The sequence below is a fragment of the Candidatus Alkanophaga liquidiphilum genome, assembly GCF_053996935.1.
Genome location: NZ_JBMXYC010000045.1, coordinates 1 through 18,274, shown reverse-complemented (window position 1 = coordinate 18,274; position 18,274 = coordinate 1). Strand labels below are relative to the sequence as shown.

Sequence of the window (18,274 nt, the reverse complement as noted above, 5' to 3'; positions counted from 1 at the left end):
AGATGCGAAGTGGCTATACAAGAAAGCGAAGCGGATGAAAGGTGTTCCAATAAGAAAAGATTTGATAGATATTCAAAGAAGGGACACGAAAATAGCCAAATACTGGGCGAGGATAAGGGTAAAAGGTGTGAGGGGTGGCGTCAAGGTTGCTTTAGCTCATCAGCCTTTCAATTTTGAGGAGTGGGATGTATGTGAGTCTCTACTTGTCAGGACGGAGGAAGGGGAGTTCTACTTGCATGTGACGGTCAAAAGGGAAATAGAGCTAAAGGAGGAATACTTATCCATCATAGCGATAAACGTGGGAGCGAGATGGGTAGCCGTGTCGGTGGCACGGCACCGCAGCAGACCAAAGTTCTACGGTAAAAGAGTGAGGGAAGTTAGGGGAAAGTATTTCTGGCTGAGGCGTAAGCTCGGAAGGGAGAAGAAGCAGAGGGCGATAAAGAAGATAGGAGACAAGGAGCGAAGGACGGTGAATGATGAGCTTCACAAGATAGCGAAGAGCATCGTTGATGAGGCGGAAAAGCACAACGCAGCAATAGCGATGGGAGACTTAAATGGTGCTAAAAACAACAAGAGAGGGAGGAAGGGCAACAGGAAGGTCAATTCTATGCCGTTTTATAAACTGAAGGAATACATCAAGTATAAAGCATTGGAGAGAGGAATTACGGTGATAGAAGTTCCAGAGTTCAATACGTCAAAGCAGTGTTCTCGCTGTGGTTCAATGAATACAGAAAGACCTTCCCAAGGATTGTTCATCTGTAGAGATTGCGGCTACCAGATTAACGCCGATGTGAATGGAGCTAAAAATATATTGAAACGAGCCATGGGCTACATGCTCATGGTAGGGGCTGTGGTGACCCAGCCCGACGGGGAGCGGTTCGTCCTGAGCGAGCCACACTCCCCAACCTCGTCCGGCGGATGCCCCTTTCAGTGAGGGGAGGAGGTCACGATGAACATCACGGCGCTCAAAGGCAGAATCTTGGAGATAATATCGCTATGCGTGGCGGTCTTGTTCTGGCAGATAATATCGGATTACGTTGTGCGCAACCCCTTCGTCTTGCCAAGTCCCTATCTTGTGGCGTGCTCGTTGCTCGGGCTCTGGACAATGCTCCCTATGGACATCGTGATCAGCATGCTGCACTTCAGCATCGGAGTCTCGTTCGGAGCGCTCGTCGGTGTCTCAGTAGGCGCCGTCACGGGTTGGTTCCGTGTCGCCGATAGGGTTGCTGATCCTTTAATTGAGATAGTGCGACCCATACCCCCGCTTGCATGGGTGCCGTTCGCCATTGTTTGGTTCCATCTGACGCATCAAGCCGCAGGCTTCATCGTCTTCATAGGAGCAGTCTTTCCGATACTGATAAACACGTATGCAGGGTTCAGAAGCGTGCCCAAAGACCTTGTGGACGCCGCACTCGTCTTGGGATGTAAGAGGAAAAGCCTGATGTTTAGAGTGGCATTCCCATATGCGTTGCCGTTCATTGCTACCGGCATCCGTATCGGCATGGGTATAGGTTGGATGTGCGTCGTCGCCGCCGAAATGTTCGGCGTGAGCCGCAGCGGTCTTGGCTACCGCCTCTTTCAGATATTTTACCCGCATCACAAGATGGCGGAACTTATGCTCTACATGCTTGTCCTCGGGCTCATATCGCTGCTCATCGACCGCACTTTCAGGTATTTTGTGGAGGAAAAGCTGTTGACGTGGAAAAAAGGGCTGATAGCAGAGGCTTGATGGATATAGCCGTGCTGGAAGCAGTTGAACATGAGATGCGCGATTTTCACACTCCTACCGCCGGAAGCCCAAACGGGAGGGCTTGGCGAGTTCTACTTCGCTGTGCGAAACTCTACTTCGCTGTGCGTTTCTGCGTTATAATGCGGCGGGAATGGAACAAAAGAAAAAGAATATAATGAACATCCTCAAAGGAGAGAACTGATGGCGGTGGAGGCGCTTAGAGAGATAAGAGCTGCGGAAGAGGATAGCAGGAGGAGGATAGAGGAGGCGAGAGCGGAAGCTGAGAGCATAATAAAAGAGGCGGAGCAGGAGGTTGCGAAAATCGCCGAGGCTGCGAAGGAGGAGATTAAGCGGCAGGCGCAGGAAATAATGGAGCAAAAGCTGAAAGAGGCAAAAGCGGAGGAGGAGAAGATTTTGGCGGCGGCGGAAGAGGAAGTAAGGAAGCTGAAGGAGAGCGCTTCTTCTAAGATGAACGCCGCTGTGGACGTCGCATTGAAAATGCTTTTAGGAATCACTTAGCTGAAGGCGAGGCTTATGGGCGCTACTGAGATTATTAACAGGATAAGAGAGGAGGGGGAGAAAGAGCGGGAGCGGATTCTAAACGAGGCGAGAGAGCGGGCGAGGAAGATCATTGAAGACGCACGGGCTGAGGCTGAAAGCAGTAAGAAAAGGGCTTTGGAAGAGGAGGCGCGGCGTGCGGAAGCCGAGAAGCTGCGCCGCATCCAGACCGCAAGGCTCGAAGCTCGCAGGAGGAGATGGCTGGCGCAGGAGGAGCTGATAAAGGATGCGATGGACAAAGCCATCGGGCAGATAAAAATAGTAAAGGAGAGGGGGCTCGGCGGGCATAAATACGACGACATCCTGAAAGGGCTGATAAAGGCGTCGGCGGCGAGCGCCGGCGGCGGCGATCTCGAAGTTATTCTCAGCGAGGACGACGCTCGCCTCATCAGCAAGAGTACCCTAGATGAAATCTCAAAAGAAATCGGCGCCCACCTGACTCTCTCAGAAGAGCGAGCGAAAAGCATCGGCGGCGTCATCGTCAGGACCAAAGACGGCAAAATCTCGGTGGACAATACCTTCGAAAAGAGGCTGGAACGCCTTTCCGCCTCCATAAGGGACAAGGTCGCTGAGGTATTGTTCAGGTGAGCGTGATGCTTGCAGTTATTGGCGACCCGGACACCGCAACCGGCTTCAGGCTTGCGGGCATTGAGCGTGTGTATGAAGCATCGGAGGACGAGGACATCTCAGAACTGCTCAACAGACTGGAGAAGGAAGGCGTCTCCATAATCATAATGACGGAGCTGCTTGCAGAGCGGAACAGGAATGCAATAAAAGAGATTAATGCAAGGAAGAAGAGCGTAGCTCCGATAATCGTGGAGATTCCCGACAAGAAAGGTCCGATTGAGAAAGTGGATATGATAGGTGAACTCACGAGGCGGGCTGTTGGCATTGTGATAAAGTAGGGGGTGTTGTTGTGGCTGAGGAGAAGGGCATGATGATAAGGATTGCGGGACCGCTCGTCGTGGCGGAGCAGATGAAAGGAAGTAAGATGTATGAGGTTATAAGGGTCGGCGAGGAGCGGCTGCTCGGCGAGGTTATACGGCTGGAAGGCGATAGGGCATATATTCAGGTGTATGAAGATACCACGGGTCTTAAGCCTGGCGAGCCGGTCTTCAGGACCGGAGCGCCGCTTTCTGTCGAGCTTGGACCCGGAATTTTGAAGAACTTCTACGATGGCGTGCAGCGACCGCTTGACGTGATAAAAAGCAAGGCGGGGGATTACATCACTCGGGGCATAGACGTGCCGGCGCTCGACCCAGAGGCGAAATGGGATTTTAAGCCCGTCGCCGAGGAGGGGAAGCCCGTGACGGGCGGCGATATCCTCGGCGAAGTTCCCGAGACGAAAGTTATCGTCCACAAGGTCTTAGTGCCGCCGGGTGTTAGTGGGAAGCTCGTGGAGATAAAAGAGGGGAAGTTTACGGTGAACGACGTCATTGCCGTCGTGGAGGCAGACGGGGAGGAGAAGGAGCTGACAATGAAGCAGCGCTGGCCGGTGCGGCGGGGACGCCCCTACAAGGAGAAGCTGGACCCGGCGGAGCCTTTGCTGACAGGGCAGCGCATCTTCGACACATTTTTCCCGATAGCAAAGGGCGGCACCGCCGCCATCCCGGGTGGCTTCGGCACCGGGAAGACGGTCATGCAGCACCAGCTTGCGAGATGGGCGAACTCGCAGGTCATCGTTTACATCGGCTGCGGTGAGCGTGGCAACGAGATGACAGAAGTTCTTGAGGACTTCCCAGAGCTTATTGACCCTTACACTGGGGAGTCGCTCATGGAGCGTTCGACGCTCATCGCAAACACCTCGAACATGCCAGTCGCCGCACGGGAGGCGTCGGTTTACACTGGAATCACGCTCGCTGAGTATTACAGAGATATGGGCTACGACGTCGCCATTCAAGCAGACTCCACTTCAAGATGGGCGGAGGCGATGCGGGAAATTTCAGGCAGGCTTGAGGAGATGCCTGGTGAGGAAGGCTTCCCTGCTTACCTTGCAGCTCGTCTTTCAGAGTTCTACGAGCGTGCTGGCAGGGTCAAGGTTCTGGGCTCCGACGAGCGCCTCGGCTCGGTTACCGTCGTCGGTGCGGTCTCGCCGCCGGGCGGCGACTTCTCAGAGCCGGTGACGCAGAACACGCTGCGTGTGGTGAGCGTTTTCTGGGCGCTCGACTCGTCACTCGCGGACCGCAGGCACTTCCCGGCGATAAATTGGCTGCGCAGCTACTCCTTATACGTTGACGACTTGCGGGAGTGGTATGTGAAGAACGTCGCCGAAGACTTTAACACGCAGCGGGACGAAATGATGGCAATTCTACAGAGGGAGGCGGAACTTCAGGAGATCGTGCAACTCGTCGGGGCAGATGCGCTGCCAGAGCGGGAGCGGGAGCTTCTGGAGGTTGCGAGGATGGTCAGGGAGGACTTCCTTGCGCAGAACGCCTACCACGAGGTTGATTCTTATTGCCCGCTTGAGAAGATGTATCTTATGGGAACGGTCATTTTGGAGTTCCACAAAGAGGCGCAGAAGGCGATAGATGTGGGCGTGCGGGTGGAGAAGATACAAGAGATGAAGATAAAGGACGAGATAGCGCGGATGAAATACGTGAAGAACGAGGAGTTCAGGCAGAAATTCGAGGAGTTGATGAGCGCCTTGCATGAGGAGTTTAAGAAGTTGAGGGAGGAATAAAGAGGTGGGAATATGAGCGTGGACGTTTCCGCACGGGAATACACGACGATTTCCGAAGTCTCAGGACCCTTGGTGATTGTGGAAGGTGTGGAGGGCGCCTCCTATGGTGAGGTCGTCAAGATCTTCACGCCCGACGGCGAGGAGAAAACAGGACAAGTGCTCGAAACGAGAAGCGACCTCGCAATCGTCCAAGTCTTCGAAGGCACCTCCGGAATCGACACCAAAAGCACAAGGGTCCGCTTCACCGGCGACATCATGCGGGTGGCGGTCTCGCAAGACATGCTCGGTCGCATCTTCGACGGGCTCGGACGCCCGATAGACGGCGGTCCCGAGATAATCCCAGAGGACAGACTCCCGATCACGGGCGCCGCCATCAACCCAACAGCCCGTGCGTATCCGAGAGAGTTCATACAGACCGGTATCTCCACGATAGACGGCATGAACACGCTCGTTCGCGGTCAGAAGTTGCCGATATTCTCGGGTGCGGGCATGCCGCATAACGACCTTGCGGCGCAAATCGCAAGGCAAGCAAAAGTTCTCGGCACGGAAGAGCCGTTCTCCGTCGTATTTGCTGCGATGGGCATCACCTACGAGGAAGCTTCCTTCTTCATGCGGGACTTCGAACGCACCGGCGCCATCGAGCGAATCGTGGCGTTCATGAACCTCGCCGACGACCCCGCGATTGAGAGGATCATCACGCCGAGGATGGCGCTGACGACTGCGGAGTTCTTGGCTTTCGAATACGACATGCACGTCCTTGTTATCCTTACCGACATGACGAATTACTGCGAGGCTCTCCGTGAGATTTCGGCGGCGCGTGAGGAAGTCCCGGGGCGGCGTGGCTACCCTGGCTACATGTATACCGACTTGGCGACGAACTATGAGCGTGCTGGCAGAATTCGTGGCAAGAAGGGCTCAATCACGCAGATTCCGATACTTTCGATGCCTGACGACGACATCACGCACCCAATCCCTGACCTAACGGGCTATATCACTGAGGGGCAGTTCGTGCTCTCAAGAGACTTACACCGCCGTGGTATCTACCCGCCGGTGGACGTGCTGCCGTCGCTGTCGAGGCTGATGAAAGAGGGCATAGGCGCCGGGCGCACGAGAGAAGACCACGCCGACGTCTCAAACCAGCTGTATGCGGCATATGCCGAGGGTCGGGACATGAGGGAGCTCGTCGCTGTCGTCGGCGAGGAGGCGCTGACGCCACGAGACCGAAAATACTTGGAGTTTGCCGACGAGTTCGAGCGGCGTTTCGTAACTCAAGGACGCTACGAGGAGCGGACGATTGATGAGACACTTGACCTTGGCTGGGACCTCTTAACGATGTTCCCGGAGGGTGAGCTGAAACGTATAGACCCGAACATTCTCAAAAAATACCACCCCAAATATCGAAGCTCCACGACATAATCTCAGCCGCATAATTAATTTCTCCTTTTTCAATACTTTGCAGCAAAAACCTTAAGTGGACGGTATAATAATGAGCAGAGTAACGATATTCATTACATTTGCTACACCATGGATAATTGCAGCAATAGCTTTTGCAATATTATAAAAAGCGCACTGATGTTAGAAAGAGCGGATAGAAATCACGTAACTGATTTGTTGATTGTTGTGTCGATTATTTATATTTGGCAGTTACACTCACACCTTATTTTCCCGCAATGCACGAGTCGATGGCGTTTGCAAGCTCTTTGATTTTTTATACGGTTTTATAATTCTAGTTTATAAGGGGTTTAAAGAGGGTTATCAAGAGAGTCTTAGAGAAAAGTAGTGAGAGTTCTGATGTAGGCGGCGTAGTGGAGCATACCAGCCACTTCCTCTTGCCCAATCAAAAAACTCATTAAATTTAATCTCTAAGAAAATAGCAAAATGCCGGCGATGGAAAAATTTACGAGCTTGCAGTTCTCACCGACCGACTTCAGATACGCAGTCGAAGACCTCCGGGAATACCTTTCAGAGGAAGCTTTCATCCGCTACAAAGCTAAAGTTGAGGCGGCACTCGCAAAGGTGTTTTTGAGGCGAGGGCTGATAAGCGAGGAGATTTGTAAGGAGATCGAGGAGGCGTGCCGAGAGGTTTCCGCCGCTGAGGTTTACGAGGAGGAACGACGGACGAAGCATGATATTCGAGCGTTGGTGAACGTAATTCGGCGGAAGGTGAGCGACGCCGCAAAGCCATTCGTGCACCTCGCCGCCACGTCCTACGACATCGTGGACACCGCAAACGCACTGCGTCTGCGGGATGCGACGCTGAACGTCATCCTTCCTGACATGCTTGCGCTTGAGCGTTGTTGGATTCAGCTTGCGAAGCGTGAGAAGGCGACGCTGCAAATCGGCAGAACGCACGGACAGCACGCCGAGCCTATAACTTTTGGATTTGCAATCGCCCAATACGTGGAGCGCTGGGGCACTCGCATCTTAAAATTCAAGGAAGCGGCTGAAAACCTCGTTGGCAAGTTCTCGGGGGCGGTTGGCGCTTACAATGCGGCGTCGTTGCTCTTTGACGACCCTGAAGCTTTTGAGCGCGAGGTGCTTGCAGAGTTAAAGCTGAAGCCCGCAAGGATAAGCACGCAGATCGTGCCGCCGGAGCCGCTGAACGATTTTATTCATGCGGCGGTCTCGGCGTTCAGCGTGCTTGCGAACTTCTGCGACGACATGCGGCACTTGCAACGCACCGAGATAAGCGAAGTGGCGGAGGCTTTTACGACGGAGCAAGTTGGCTCTTCGACGATGCCGCATAAGAAAAATCCCGTAACCTTCGAGAGCGTTAAGAGTCTGTGGAAGCGTTTCATGCCTTTCGTCGTGACGGCACATTTCGACCAGATTTCAGAACATCAGCGGGACCTCACGAACTCGGCGTCGCAACGCTACATCCCGGAGCTGCTCGTGATTTTCGACCACTGCGTGCGCTCGGTCCGCCGAGTTTCCGAGAAGCTCGTCGTCGACGCCGAGAGCATGCGGCGGAACTTCGAGCTCTCGAAGGATAAGATAATTGCGGAGCCGCTTTACGTCCTTCTCTCGCTCTACGGGCATCCCGACGCCCATGAGTGTGTGAGAAAGCTCGTCTTGAAGGCGGAGGAGGAGGGTAAATCCCTCAAAGAAATCGCTCTTGAAGATGAAGAGCTTGCAGAATACGTTAAGAAGTTCACGCCTCTGCAGAGTAAAATAGCGTTCAACTCCGAGAAATACGTGGGCATTGCTGCGAAAAAGGCTGAGAAAATAGCGGATTATTGGGAAAAGCGTTTGAAAGATTCGTTTATCGCTAAGGAAAAGATTTAAGATTTGGAGCATCGCTGTTGCTTAGAGCATCGCTGTTGCGCAGCGCCATTCAGTCGCCTATCGTGGGTTCTATTCATATCCTTTTTATTTCCAACTCCACAGTTATCCCCCTCGTCGTCGAATCCCTTGCGTCGGTAGCGGCGGTGACAGCTCCTAAGCAAAGCCTCAAGCGTTTCACTATGTTAGCTGCTTGCACCACGAGCTGGCAGGTCGGGACGCTGATATAGGGCTTACGGCGATGCGTCGCGAGGAAGCACGCCATCGCCACGTCGAACGTTGTTTCTCCCATACCCGTCGGCGCCACTGTTGCAAAGCTTTCTCCTGAGAGCTCGTTTCGCCCAGAACCTCTGTAAACTTCTTATTCTGCCAACGGAACGTTCGAAAAATCTATGAAGGGCTCAAGCAACTCTAAGCGCAAAAACTTTTTGAAGTCCTGGTCTTCAACATGGCAGCGGCCTCTATTAACATCCCCGACGTTCAGGATGTCGCTACACGCCGGACAGAGTTCCTCGTACAACGCAACTGCCATCTTTCAGCATTGCGTTCCGAACCTTTTTACTCTAGCGTCCATTAATTGACGGCTCTTTCAAAATCTGGACAGGCTCTTGATGGGCAAGTTCTGGAAACTCAAGGAATTCAACATCTACTCTATCATTTAAAATTCTTACCTCTTTTATAAAAAGCCGAAAGTTTGAGAGCTGGAACTTTTTGGTATTTATGAAGATGCAGGTTTCTCTTGTTGTTTTAGTATAACGATTTGGGGATATGTGAAGTTCGCGGAGCGGTAGCGGAGCAAATTTGGGCGAGTGTTAGCGAGCCACATATCCGCTTGTTAGGCGTGGGCGTTAGCCCCAAAGTGAGCGAAAGCGAGCGGAGAGTTGGGGGAAGTCACAACATATTCAATTATGCTTCCTGGTTGGATATTATCAATTTCTTCAAATCTTCGATAAATTTGTCAAACATTTTTACTTTATCGCTTTCTTCAACTTCTTCCTTACACATTACATAACTTCCGTCCGTATCAACTTCAACTATTGCTCTACCCTTCTTCGCTGGTATTTTAGTTTTTAAAGTTCCATCTTCATCTAGTGTTATGAAAAATACTTTAATATGCTTAGTAACTTCATCTTGCATCAATTTTAATTTCCAGTAGCCAGTTTGCGCGATTCTTTCTCTCAGTGTTATTTTACTTGAAATAACAGCAATTACCTTCAAAGTTCTAGGGTCATAGATTATTATATCAACGTCTGGCAGATGTGCTCCAAATTCACCATAATCTATCAGAAGATTCCTTTTTACTTGACTCAATTCTTTAGATAAATTCCTACTGTTAGTTCTTTCCAACGTGTTCCCTTCAACAACTTTTAGTCCTAAGCTCTCTACTTCATCTTTGATTATATACATTATTAGCTTTTCAAAATTCTTTCCCTTGAAAGCTCTCCACGATTGTTCATGATCTTTATTCGGCGTTGGTTTCTTCAGCCAATCCCTTTTATGAATTTCCTTGGCTTCTTTCAATAATTCTGAAATACGCTTATACGCTTCGGATCCATATTTCTTTTTCTTCTCTTCATATAATCTAACTAAATCCTCAAATTTCATCTTTATCCCTCCTTGTATGAGTGCTTCTTTTCCTCTCGTAATATGTCCAGTTTATTTTTCTGGGTTTTTGCTTCTTTTTCTCCTTGGTAGGCTTCCTCACTATTATCAAATACTTGAATCCTCGTAGGAAGAAATTAAATCTTCGTGCTCTATTATGCCAAACATCCGTATGAGACGCCTGCCCCCTTCTAGCCACACAGATAATATCCACAGGTTCGAAGTATTTACATAAACGCTCGTAAATCTTGAATCCTACAGGAGTAAATCTCTTTTGGACCCATTGATCACCAATGAGCCAACCTAACACTTTTCCTGGTTTTAAAATCCTATAACATTCCTTCATCACCTTTTCGAGTTCATCGTAAAACCTTTCATCTTCACATGAAATTTTACCTATACAGTCAGGATGGTCATTGTATCTTATGTTATCACCATACGGGGAATCTATAAATATCATGTCCACCGAATTATCTTCTAAAGGGATATTCCTTGCATCATTTTGGATTACATCTGGACGTGTTGGTGCTATATCATAACATATGCAGCGACGCCCCTCCTCTCTGCATACATCAAGGGTTGTGCCGCTTCCTGCCATAGGGTCAACTATGAGGTCTCCAGGGTCCGTATATCTCCAGACCATATTGTAAATTATTAGTGCAGGGGTAACTCCCGGATATTTATTATCTCCTTTGGGAGTAAGACCATAGCTTTGTCGCGGAAAATCCCAAAACGTTGTGCTCTCAATAAGTGGAATTTCGTCTTCTATATCTCTTTCATTGATATGTTTTTTAACTTTCTTTTTTTCTTCTAAAATTAAACGGATGGTTTCGTTGTCTTTTACATTCAGATTGTTCAGCAATGTCGTATTTGGTATGAACAAGTTTAAAAAATCTAATAACTTTTTGCCATATAATGGTGTATTTCTTTTTATTTCAAATTTTTTCAATATTTTCTCCGCTCGTGGTATTTTTATAATTTCCCCTAAAATTTTGACTCTTACTTGATATGGATATCGCCCTTTCCATGCTTCGGGCACTATTTTGAATCCACCGTCTGAAACAGCTTTAAATACGCCATATAGAGTATCGGTATCTATATTGACCAAGAAAAGTAAATCATCTTTTCTAATTCTAATAACCACCGGACCGTGAATTCTATCTGTGCCAAATAATAATCTCTCAAAACATTCCGATTCTGTTTTGTTTGAACAGGTGAAAATAAATCCCCGAATTGGTTTGTCATCTGTGGTTTTCTGTAGTTCTATATTATCCATACTTGTTTCCATCTTTATATTTTTCCCTCTCACTTCATTCATAGGGACTGCCTCCGATTACGCCTAACTCATTCATATCAGAACTGTTCGGGTATGCTCCCAAATAAGAAATATATGCGAACTGCTCGCATACACTCCCCTCTGGACGGCTACTGTTTTTTGTACTTACATGAGTATAAATCTCTGTTGTTTTTGAGCTTTTATTCCTTAAAAGCTCTTGAATATACCTTAAGTCAATTCCACTATCTAAAAGATGTGTAGCAAAACTATGCCTTAAAGAATGCACAGAAACATCTTTATTAACCTTGGCTTTCCTACAGGCGTTCTGAAAGATCTTTTGAACGGCTCTCGCAGGTATATGCTTCTCTTTATTCCAACTTAGAAATAGCTCTTTTTGAGGTTTTTCTTTCTTTTCGTATTCTTGCAAGGTTTGAAGAGCAACATTGGAGAGTAAAGTATAACGATCTTTTCTACCTTTTGAGGTTCTAATGTAAATCAGTTTTCTATTGGCATCTATATCTTTGGGTCTGAGCTTTATGGTCGCTCCAACCCGCAATCCACCAGAATACATAAGCATTAAAATGGCTTTGTGTTTTATGTTAGAAGTAGCATTCAATATCTTTTTCCCCTCTTCCTTACTTAAAACAACAGGCAATTTTTTATCTTTTGGGGGGCGTTTTATTTCATAAATAAAATTTCTCTTCAAGACCTCTCCATAATAAAATTTCAAAGCATTTATAATAACATTCAAAGTAGATGCAGCGACTTTCTTTTGATTTACCACATAATAAAGATATTCCTTAATATCTTTATTTTCTATCTCCTTTGGTGTCTTTCCAGAAAATAAAAGGAAATCCCTGTTAATTCTTATGTAGGACTTGATAGTCCTCCTTGAATATTTTCTTATGGAAAGTTCTTTCTGTAATGGGATAAGATAAAAGTAAGGATCAATAACAAGATTCTCTACAAAAAGAGACTGTAGTTTTGTTATCAAATCTTCACTGTAAGGGACTTTCCAGTATTTTCTTTGTAGATTCCATCTTCTTCCAGAAATCATCTTTATCTTCTTTATTAACTCCTGATTGTAAGGAATGCGAATTATAATCTTGTCATTTTTCCCAATCTCAATTTTCACGGCGGGGATTTTGCCTTCCTTTGCCATTTTATAAAGAGTGGATTTTCCTATTTTTAAATATTTCGCGGTCTCCTCAAGGGTCATTATTTCAGAAAACCCTTCCCTCATAGTTTTAACTCCTTTTGAGCCTACCAAAGTCATCATTTAACCTCACATAATAATATAGCAAAGAAAAGCAAAAAGTCAAGTCCATTTTCAAAAAATTTTTCCTTTTCAGGGCGGGTGCGGGTGGCATCATCAATCCAGAATAGGAGAAAGAAAGAGTCTTATTCTTCCTGCTTTCTTCCTTGTGCGGATAAGTTGGAAGGATATTTTGAAGGAGTTTGAAACAGCCATTAAAACGGCTCGGCATTTAACTTAACGAGAGAAGTTTGATGTGACACTAAAAGGAAGCTTCAAGGTAAAATGCCAGAGCCGCTCGTGCACTTCATAATCCCGTTTTTCGTGCTATTGAGTGTAGGCGTGAAGCCGAAGCGTGCCGCCGCGCTCGCAATCCTGCCGGACTTCGACGTATTCATACACACGCACCGCACGTTCTATCATTCCTGTGTAGTCTTGCTGTCATTTTGCATCCAACTTCTCCTTTTTCCGCTGGCGGCGCTCTGAACTACTAAGATATGTGGAGCCGCCACGCTTTGCCTCCTTAGCCATCCATTCCTTGACCTATTTTGTTACTACACTGTAGTGCTCTGGCTACTGCTCGATAAGAGCGTTTGGATTTATGTCGAACCCCTCATGAATCTCGGCAGTTTCCACGTCTATTTTTATTTTGACATTCGGCTTATGCCCACAAGCCTCAGCGAGCCGCCGAGTGTCGACGTGCCTGTGATTACAAGCACGGGCGTTGGCATCACGCTCCTCCTGCTTGCCATTGTGGCGTTGAGCTTCCCGGCAACTCTGATGTCGGTAGCCTTCGATGCGTCAGTATGCGGACCTATAGCTTCAGACATTCTAACGTGTCGGCATTCATCTCAAGAGCGGAGGAAGTTCGTGATTTTCCTCGCAAGGCTACTTCTGTTATACATGCTCTGCACCCGCACGAACGTCGTGTCCGCAAGCAAGCGTCGTCATCGCATTGAGAGTTCCTCCCTCGAATATCACGATGCCATCAAGCGTCTTTGCATTAAAACAACGTTCGCGACCTATTGCTTGTTCATCCTCTGCAACGCCAGAAAGCGGTCTCAGCACTTTGTAAAAAGGCAGCTGATTGGGGACAAACTTCAAAGTTTCACATTCATAAAATCCGCGACGACGAACACGTCTTTGTCGCCACGCCCCGACAGGTTTACTACAATGACCTCGTTGTTGCTCATACTCCTTGCAAGCTTCACCGCCTTATGAACTGCGTGCGCCGACTCCAATGCAGGGACAATCCCCTCGCACTCGCAGAGCAACTGGAAGGCGTCAATCGCCTCCTCGTCAGTGGCTACGTCCACCTCAACACGTCCCGCTTCCATTAGGTGACTTAGCTCCGGACCCACGCCCGGGTAGTCGAGACCGGCGGCGATGCTGTGCGTCGTCCTAATCTGCCCGTGTTCGTCCTGCAAGAATTTAGAGAGCATGCCGTGCAGGACGCCGTCCTCGCCTGCGGTCAGGGAAGCTCCATGCTTCTCGGTTTCCAAGCCGAGCCCACCGGCTTCGACGCCGACGAGCCGCACATCATCATCAAGGAAGTCGTAGAAAATGCCCATGGCGTTGCTGCCGCCGCCGACGCATGCCACGATGACGTCAGGAAGCTTTCCCTCTTTTTCAAGAATCTGTTGCTTCGCTTCCTTGCCTATTATCCTCTGAAACTCCCTGACGATCGTGGGGTAAGGATGAGGGCCAACGACGCTGCCTATCAGGTAATAAGTGGTCTCGACGTTGGTAATCCAATCTCGTAGGGCTTCGTTAATTGCATCCTTCAAGGTTCGAGAGCCCGTGTCCACAGGAATCACGCTTGCGCCGAGGAGCCGCATCCTGAAGACGTTCAGCTTCTGGCGTTCCACGTCCTCAGTGCCCATGTAAACCTCGCATTTCAGCCCGAGGGCGGCGCATGCCATCGCAGTCGCCACGCCGTGCTGCCCGGCGCCGGTCTCAGCGATGACCCGCGTTTTGCGCATGTATTTTGCCAGGAGTGCCTGCCCAAGCGTGTTGTTCAGCTTGTGGGCGCCGCCGTGCACGAGGTCTTCCCGCTTCAAGTAAATCTTGGCGCCGCCTACGCGCTCCGTCAGCCGCCGTGCGAAGTAAAGCGGCGTTGGACGCCCTGCGTAGTCCCGCAGCAGCCAATTTAGTTCTTCCTGAAAGGCAGAGTCCTTGCTGTATTTCTTGAAGCCAGCTTCAAGCTCCTCAAGCGCCGGAATCAGGGTTTCAGGCACGAACCTCCCGCCAAACTTTCCAAATTTGTGCGTCATCTCTACCGCCATTGGCTGTAATCTAATTTTTGTTTTCGTCGCTTTATTTTATCTCTTTTTAATCTTAAGTCCGCTTTGGCGTGCGTATAACGTGTCCAGGGAATACGACGCTTGCAAGACTCAGCGAGCGGGTCGGGGCAGGGATGCAAGCGGTATAAATACTCTTCAAATCATCGCCAAATTCTTTCTCGATGTTATCCAGCCGCAAAACTCCTACTTGATACTTTGCGTAGTGTAAGCAAACGCATACTGTCGTTAATACGCTGTTTCGCTTACTATTTATTGCCCTTTCTGACAAACTCAGATAATTTCGGAGATTTGAATTCCATCAAAAATTTCTTTATTCTTCTCTCAGCCAGTTGTACATATTCTCCTTCTATGTCATATATAATGGCGATTTGTATTTATTGCTGCAATGGCGGTCTCATAAGTGTAGAGCCGAATTAACCTGTAAGGAAGCTCAACAGGGAAAGGCGCTGGATGTCCAACTTTATGTGCAGGTTCTGCCGGAAACGTCCATACGCTTTTGGTAAATTCAAGAAATTCTTCTCTTGAAATTGTGCTTTTTCTCCGTTTTGGATTCTTTCTTGAAAATGTGCCCTTAGAGAAAACCAGAACATATTCATGGATATCACGTAAAGTTGGATTAGCAGCAGAAAGCCAAGAACCCCATGCGGTTTGATGGGCTTGCGCTTGAAGACTTATTCCAAATAATTTCACCTCTCATCAAAAATTCCAAATCAAGCATATCCTTGAATTAATGAAGGGAGACGTAGGGTTTCCTTCCTAAATTTGCTATATTGATAGATACATGCTCTACCTCCAGGCACGAGAGCCCTATAAACCTCCTTCCACACTATTTTTAAAAATTTTAAGTATTCTTCAAGTGTGAACATCTTTGTCTTTCCTTTTCAGGTAAAGCAGGTATTTCCATTTTGACCCCATCTTACGTATCAATTTGACTTGGTCTTCTTCCTCAAAACCTCAGCCCCTTCGGCAGCTTAAACGGCAGTCGCCCGCCTCGCATCGTTTTTATGGCTTTTTGCATCATTTTGTAGTAGCGGAGGAGCTCGTTAACTTCTTCGGTTCGGGCGCCGGCGCCCCGTGCGATTCGCAGCACTCTCGAACGGTCAATTATCTTCGGATTTGCCAGCTCTTCTTTTGTCATGGAGTCCATGATCACTTTAAAGCGGTGCAGCTTCTCGTCAGTAATCTGGAAAGCTTCGTCGTCAAGCTTCAGCCCCGGTAGCCCGCCAAACATGCCAAGTGGAAGCATCTGGAAAAGCTGCTTCAGCGGTCCCATTTTGCGCAGTGCCTCAAGCTGCTCGTAGAGGTCTTTCAGTGTGAACTTCCCTCGGAGCCAGTCCGTCGCCGCCTCTGCAGCTTCAGCGCCTAAGCTCTCCTCCATTTTTTCTACCAGTGATTTTATGTCGCCCATGCCGAGGAGTCTTGAGATGAAGCGGTCGGGCTCGAACTTCTCAAGGTCTTCGACGGTCTCGCCGACGCCGAGGAACGCAATTGGAGCGCCAACCTCTGCAACCGCCGAAAGCGCTCCTCCGCCTTTCGCCGTGCCGTCCATTTTGGTGATGATGATGCCGGTGATGCCGACAGCCTCGTCGAACGCTTTAGCTTGCGTCGCTGCGAGCTGCCCGATGCTGGCATCAAGCACGAGCAATCGGTGGTCAGGACGCACTACCTCTCCTAACCGCCGCAACTCCTCAATCATATCTTCCTCAAGAGCGTGCCGCCCCGCAGTATCCACTATGAGCACGTCGTATTTCTCAAACTCCTTTAACCCTGCCTCCACTATTCTTAAAGCTTCTTGCGTGCCGCTGCCGCCGTCGGCGCCGCCGTAAAAGGGCACGCCAATGCTCTCGCAGAGCTGTTTCAGCTGGTCTTTGGCGGCGGGTCTGTAAACGTCGGCGCAGATGACCGCCGGCTTCAACCCTTTTTTCTGAAAATAGCGGGCGAGCCTCGCACAAGAGAGCGTCTTGCCCGAGCCGTGTAAGCCGAAGAGCATGATTTTCTGCCGCCTCAACGGGATGTCAGTGCTCTTTCCTATAATGCTCATCAGCTCTTCGTAAACAATTCTGATTACCTGCGCCCTTGGGTTCAGAGAAGCTTTCTCCTTGAGCGCCCTCGTCTTTATCCTTGAGGATATCTCCTTGACAAGTGAGATTTTGACATCCGCCTGAATCAGCGCTCTTTGGATGTCCCTGACGACCTCGTTGACCGTCTGCTCATCTATGCGTTTCGCCATTGCAATTTTCCTTAACGCCTCCCTTAGGGAGCTGCCGAGCTTGTCAAGCATACGCCCACCGCCAGTTACGCCCTACCATGTCATTTCTCTCAAGTTATTTAAGAGAGGTAGTCCAAAAGACGCCACATGTATAAGAAGATTCTTCTCCCGGTGGACGGCTCTGCCGCATCGCTGAGGGCAGTAGAGCATGCCATAGAGCTTGCGAAGGTCTTCGGTGCGGAGATAAGGGCGCTTTACGTGATGAACGAGGTGGCTGTTGCGGCGCTTCTGAAGTTTTCGGGGAAGGGGAAGGACGAGGTCCTTAAGGACTATGAGGCTGCTGCTGAGAAAATTTTAAAGGGGGTTGTAGAGAAGTGCAAAGCCGCAGGCGTGAAGGTGGAGGGGTGCGTGCGGGAGGGCATGCCTGCTGAGGAAATCGTGCTCGAAGCTGCGGAAAGCGGCGCCGACATCACGGTCATGGGCACACACGGCTACGGCTCCAAAAAGCGGAAAGAACGCCCACTCATCGGCAGCACCGCAGAGCGCGTCGTCGCCACGAACAAGTGCCCGACGCTCGTCATCCCATCGTAGGTGCGGGGCGTGACGCAGCTTGAGAGCGTGTCGTGATGAGAGCCGTCGCGAGCGAATAAAAGTAAACTTACGCCCTGTGCGGTAAAAATGAAATAAAGAGTTTTCTTGTAATTTTATGCCTTTTGCGGCTTTTTTAATTTCTTTTGTTATTTTCGACTGCTACTTTTTGAGTTGCGGCTCTCGCCGCTTCTGTCATGAATCACCAGCCGCAGCGTCTTCACTGATGAGTTCGAGCATCTCAGAGTCGTAAGCGCAATGTGCAGCTCCGCATTGAACGCCACGCCGAAATTCAGCAGCGTCCAACACGAGTTTGTGTCTGAGCAGGTCAAGGATGGCGTTCGCCGTGAAGTCGATTGCTTCTGAACTCCACCTACGGTTATAAGCTGAAAGAAATTGAATGATTGCAGCTTGCCCACACTGCAAGCGTTTAGCAGTTACACCGCAGTCTTGCTCCTAGTTCGGAATCTTGCGACGAACAGCCGCTGGCGGCACGTATGCTTATGAACGCAACAAGCAAGGGGCTTGAGAGAAGTGTTGATGCCACATAAATCCATACAGAAAGAGGGAGTGGACAATTTCGCTGTAACCCCTCAACTTAAAATCTCGTAAAATAAGGCGGTTGCTAATGAGAAATGTCGATGCTGCATGGGCGGGCAAGACGTTCGTGGTGCTTGCGGGGCTGCTCGCCGGGTTGCACATAGTAATCAACAAAATAGGGCTTGTAGGCGGGCTGCACCCGCTGACGTTCGCTGCCTTCAAACCGCTCATTTCAATCGTTGTGATTGCATC

Annotated in this window: 20 protein-coding genes and 1 pseudogene; 10 read left to right on the top strand and 11 right to left on the bottom strand. The window is 49.2% G+C overall.

Going from position 1 to position 18,274, the window contains the following annotated elements:
- From ACXJJA_RS05995 to ACXJJA_RS05960, 8 genes are all read left to right on the top strand, one after another.
- Positions 1-934, top strand: a 934-nt coding sequence (locus tag ACXJJA_RS05995; protein ID WP_456487310.1) for an RNA-guided endonuclease InsQ/TnpB family protein, incomplete at its 5' end; no start/stop codon positions are given.
- A 15-nt stretch (positions 935-949) separates the two neighbouring features.
- Entirely contained in the window at positions 950-1,729 is a 780-nt protein-coding gene (locus tag ACXJJA_RS05990; RefSeq protein WP_456487309.1) for an ABC transporter permease, read from the top strand.
- A gap of 201 nt (positions 1,730-1,930) precedes the next feature.
- Entirely contained in the window at positions 1,931-2,248 is a 318-nt protein-coding gene (locus tag ACXJJA_RS05985) for a hypothetical protein (RefSeq protein ID WP_456487308.1), read from the top strand.
- Between the two features lie 15 nt (positions 2,249-2,263).
- Complete coding sequence (locus tag ACXJJA_RS05980; RefSeq protein WP_456487307.1) at positions 2,264-2,875, top strand: V-type ATP synthase subunit E; 612 nt, start codon at positions 2,264-2,266, stop codon at positions 2,873-2,875.
- A 5-nt stretch (positions 2,876-2,880) separates the two neighbouring features.
- Complete coding sequence (locus tag ACXJJA_RS05975; protein WP_456487306.1) at positions 2,881-3,192, top strand: V-type ATP synthase subunit F; 312 nt, start codon at positions 2,881-2,883, stop codon at positions 3,190-3,192.
- A 29-nt stretch (positions 3,193-3,221) separates the two neighbouring features.
- Complete coding sequence (locus ACXJJA_RS05970; protein WP_456487311.1) at positions 3,222-4,967, top strand: ATP synthase subunit A; 1,746 nt, start codon at positions 3,222-3,224, stop codon at positions 4,965-4,967.
- A 12-nt stretch (positions 4,968-4,979) separates the two neighbouring features.
- Positions 4,980-6,383: an ATP synthase subunit B gene (locus ACXJJA_RS05965; protein WP_456487305.1), complete on the top strand. Its 1,404-nt coding sequence runs from the start codon at positions 4,980-4,982 to the stop codon at positions 6,381-6,383.
- A 462-nt stretch (positions 6,384-6,845) separates the two neighbouring features.
- Positions 6,846-8,252, top strand: coding sequence for a lyase family protein (locus ACXJJA_RS05960; RefSeq protein WP_456487304.1), 1,407 nt, complete (start codon positions 6,846-6,848; stop codon positions 8,250-8,252).
- Positions 8,253-8,325: 73 nt separating this feature from the next.
- Here the strand turns inward: ACXJJA_RS05960 and ACXJJA_RS05955 are convergent, their stop codons facing one another.
- The 5 genes from ACXJJA_RS05955 to ACXJJA_RS05935 all read right to left on the bottom strand — a co-directional run bounded on the left by ACXJJA_RS05955 (position 8,326) and on the right by ACXJJA_RS05935 (position 12,403).
- A complete protein-coding gene (locus ACXJJA_RS05955; RefSeq protein WP_456487303.1) occupies positions 8,326-8,541 on the bottom strand; it encodes a DEAD/DEAH box helicase family protein in 216 nt (71 codons plus the stop codon).
- Positions 8,542-8,610: 69 nt separating this feature from the next.
- Positions 8,611-8,781, bottom strand: coding sequence for a hypothetical protein (locus ACXJJA_RS05950; protein ID WP_456487302.1), 171 nt, complete (start codon positions 8,779-8,781; stop codon positions 8,611-8,613).
- 374 nt (positions 8,782-9,155) lie between these two features.
- Positions 9,156-9,854: a BsaWI family type II restriction enzyme gene (locus ACXJJA_RS05945; RefSeq protein ID WP_456487301.1), complete on the bottom strand. Its 699-nt coding sequence runs from the start codon at positions 9,852-9,854 to the stop codon at positions 9,156-9,158.
- Positions 9,844-11,169, bottom strand: a complete 1,326-nt coding sequence (locus ACXJJA_RS05940) for a DNA methyltransferase (RefSeq protein ID WP_456487300.1) — start codon at positions 11,167-11,169, stop codon at positions 9,844-9,846. The genes ACXJJA_RS05945 and ACXJJA_RS05940 overlap by 11 nt, the downstream gene beginning before the upstream one ends.
- A complete protein-coding gene (locus ACXJJA_RS05935; protein ID WP_456487299.1) occupies positions 11,162-12,403 on the bottom strand; it encodes a tyrosine-type recombinase/integrase in 1,242 nt (413 codons plus the stop codon). Before ACXJJA_RS05935 ends, ACXJJA_RS05940 begins: the two co-directional genes overlap by 8 nt.
- Before the next feature lie 264 nt (positions 12,404-12,667).
- Between ACXJJA_RS05935 and ACXJJA_RS05930 the strand changes: the two genes are divergently transcribed.
- Positions 12,668-12,868 (top strand): hypothetical protein, encoded by a 201-nt coding sequence (locus ACXJJA_RS05930; protein WP_456487298.1) that lies wholly within the window; start codon positions 12,668-12,670, stop codon positions 12,866-12,868.
- A gap of 158 nt (positions 12,869-13,026) precedes the next feature.
- On the opposite strand, the gene ACXJJA_RS05925 is transcribed toward ACXJJA_RS05930, so the two are convergent.
- The 5 genes and pseudogenes from ACXJJA_RS05925 to ACXJJA_RS05905 all read right to left on the bottom strand — a co-directional run bounded on the left by ACXJJA_RS05925 (position 13,027) and on the right by ACXJJA_RS05905 (position 16,966).
- Complete coding sequence (locus tag ACXJJA_RS05925; RefSeq protein ID WP_456487297.1) at positions 13,027-13,212, bottom strand: hypothetical protein; 186 nt, start codon at positions 13,210-13,212, stop codon at positions 13,027-13,029.
- A 67-nt stretch (positions 13,213-13,279) separates the two neighbouring features.
- Complete coding sequence (locus tag ACXJJA_RS05920; protein WP_456487296.1) at positions 13,280-13,450, bottom strand: hypothetical protein; 171 nt, start codon at positions 13,448-13,450, stop codon at positions 13,280-13,282.
- Positions 13,451-13,482: 32 nt separating this feature from the next.
- Positions 13,483-14,667, bottom strand: coding sequence for a tryptophan synthase subunit beta (gene trpB, locus ACXJJA_RS05915; RefSeq protein ID WP_456487295.1), 1,185 nt, complete (start codon positions 14,665-14,667; stop codon positions 13,483-13,485).
- A 263-nt stretch (positions 14,668-14,930) separates the two neighbouring features.
- A pseudogene (locus tag ACXJJA_RS05910) lies at positions 14,931-15,554 on the bottom strand (DNA-methyltransferase); the annotation flags it as partial.
- Positions 15,555-15,631: 77 nt separating this feature from the next.
- Positions 15,632-16,966, bottom strand: coding sequence for a signal recognition particle protein Srp54 (locus ACXJJA_RS05905; protein WP_456487294.1), 1,335 nt, complete (start codon positions 16,964-16,966; stop codon positions 15,632-15,634).
- A 75-nt stretch (positions 16,967-17,041) separates the two neighbouring features.
- Between ACXJJA_RS05905 and ACXJJA_RS05900 the strand changes: the two genes are divergently transcribed.
- The gene (locus ACXJJA_RS05900; protein WP_456487293.1) at positions 17,042-17,485 is read left to right on the top strand and encodes a universal stress protein; all 444 of its coding nucleotides are present in this window, start codon (positions 17,042-17,044) and stop codon (positions 17,483-17,485) included.
- A 192-nt stretch (positions 17,486-17,677) separates the two neighbouring features.
- On the opposite strand, the gene ACXJJA_RS05895 is transcribed toward ACXJJA_RS05900, so the two are convergent.
- Positions 17,678-17,908, bottom strand: a complete 231-nt coding sequence (locus tag ACXJJA_RS05895; protein ID WP_456487292.1) for a hypothetical protein — start codon at positions 17,906-17,908, stop codon at positions 17,678-17,680.
- Between the last annotated feature and the right edge of the window lie 366 nt (positions 17,909-18,274).

Bases quoted from the DNA above. Each gene is read 5' to 3' on its own strand.
- ACXJJA_RS05950 (WP_456487302.1), bottom strand. From the start codon at position 8,781: ATGGCAGTTGCGTTGTACGAGGAACTCTGTCCGGCGTGTAGCGACATC.
- ACXJJA_RS05990 (WP_456487309.1), top strand. From the start codon at position 950: ATGAACATCACGGCGCTCAAAGGCAGAATCTTGGAGATAATATCGCTA.
- ACXJJA_RS05955 (WP_456487303.1), bottom strand. From the start codon at position 8,541: ATGGGAGAAACAACGTTCGACGTGGCGATGGCGTGCTTCCTCGCGACG.
- ACXJJA_RS05900 (WP_456487293.1), top strand. From the start codon at position 17,042: ATGTATAAGAAGATTCTTCTCCCGGTGGACGGCTCTGCCGCATCGCTG.
- ACXJJA_RS05905 (WP_456487294.1), bottom strand. From the start codon at position 16,966: ATGCTTGACAAGCTCGGCAGCTCCCTAAGGGAGGCGTTAAGGAAAATT.
- trpB (WP_456487295.1), bottom strand. From the start codon at position 14,667: ATGGCGGTAGAGATGACGCACAAATTTGGAAAGTTTGGCGGGAGGTTC.
- ACXJJA_RS05960 (WP_456487304.1), top strand. From the start codon at position 6,846: ATGCCGGCGATGGAAAAATTTACGAGCTTGCAGTTCTCACCGACCGAC.
- ACXJJA_RS05965 (WP_456487305.1), top strand. From the start codon at position 4,980: ATGAGCGTGGACGTTTCCGCACGGGAATACACGACGATTTCCGAAGTC.
- ACXJJA_RS05935 (WP_456487299.1), bottom strand. From the start codon at position 12,403: ATGACTTTGGTAGGCTCAAAAGGAGTTAAAACTATGAGGGAAGGGTTT.
- ACXJJA_RS05985 (WP_456487308.1), top strand. From the start codon at position 1,931: ATGGCGGTGGAGGCGCTTAGAGAGATAAGAGCTGCGGAAGAGGATAGC.
- ACXJJA_RS05970 (WP_456487311.1), top strand. From the start codon at position 3,222: ATGATGATAAGGATTGCGGGACCGCTCGTCGTGGCGGAGCAGATGAAA.
- ACXJJA_RS05940 (WP_456487300.1), bottom strand. From the start codon at position 11,169: ATGAATGAAGTGAGAGGGAAAAATATAAAGATGGAAACAAGTATGGAT.
- ACXJJA_RS05980 (WP_456487307.1), top strand. From the start codon at position 2,264: ATGGGCGCTACTGAGATTATTAACAGGATAAGAGAGGAGGGGGAGAAA.
- ACXJJA_RS05930 (WP_456487298.1), top strand. From the start codon at position 12,668: ATGCCAGAGCCGCTCGTGCACTTCATAATCCCGTTTTTCGTGCTATTG.
- ACXJJA_RS05925 (WP_456487297.1), bottom strand. From the start codon at position 13,212: ATGTCTGAAGCTATAGGTCCGCATACTGACGCATCGAAGGCTACCGAC.
- ACXJJA_RS05975 (WP_456487306.1), top strand. From the start codon at position 2,881: ATGCTTGCAGTTATTGGCGACCCGGACACCGCAACCGGCTTCAGGCTT.
- ACXJJA_RS05945 (WP_456487301.1), bottom strand. From the start codon at position 9,854: ATGAAATTTGAGGATTTAGTTAGATTATATGAAGAGAAGAAAAAGAAA.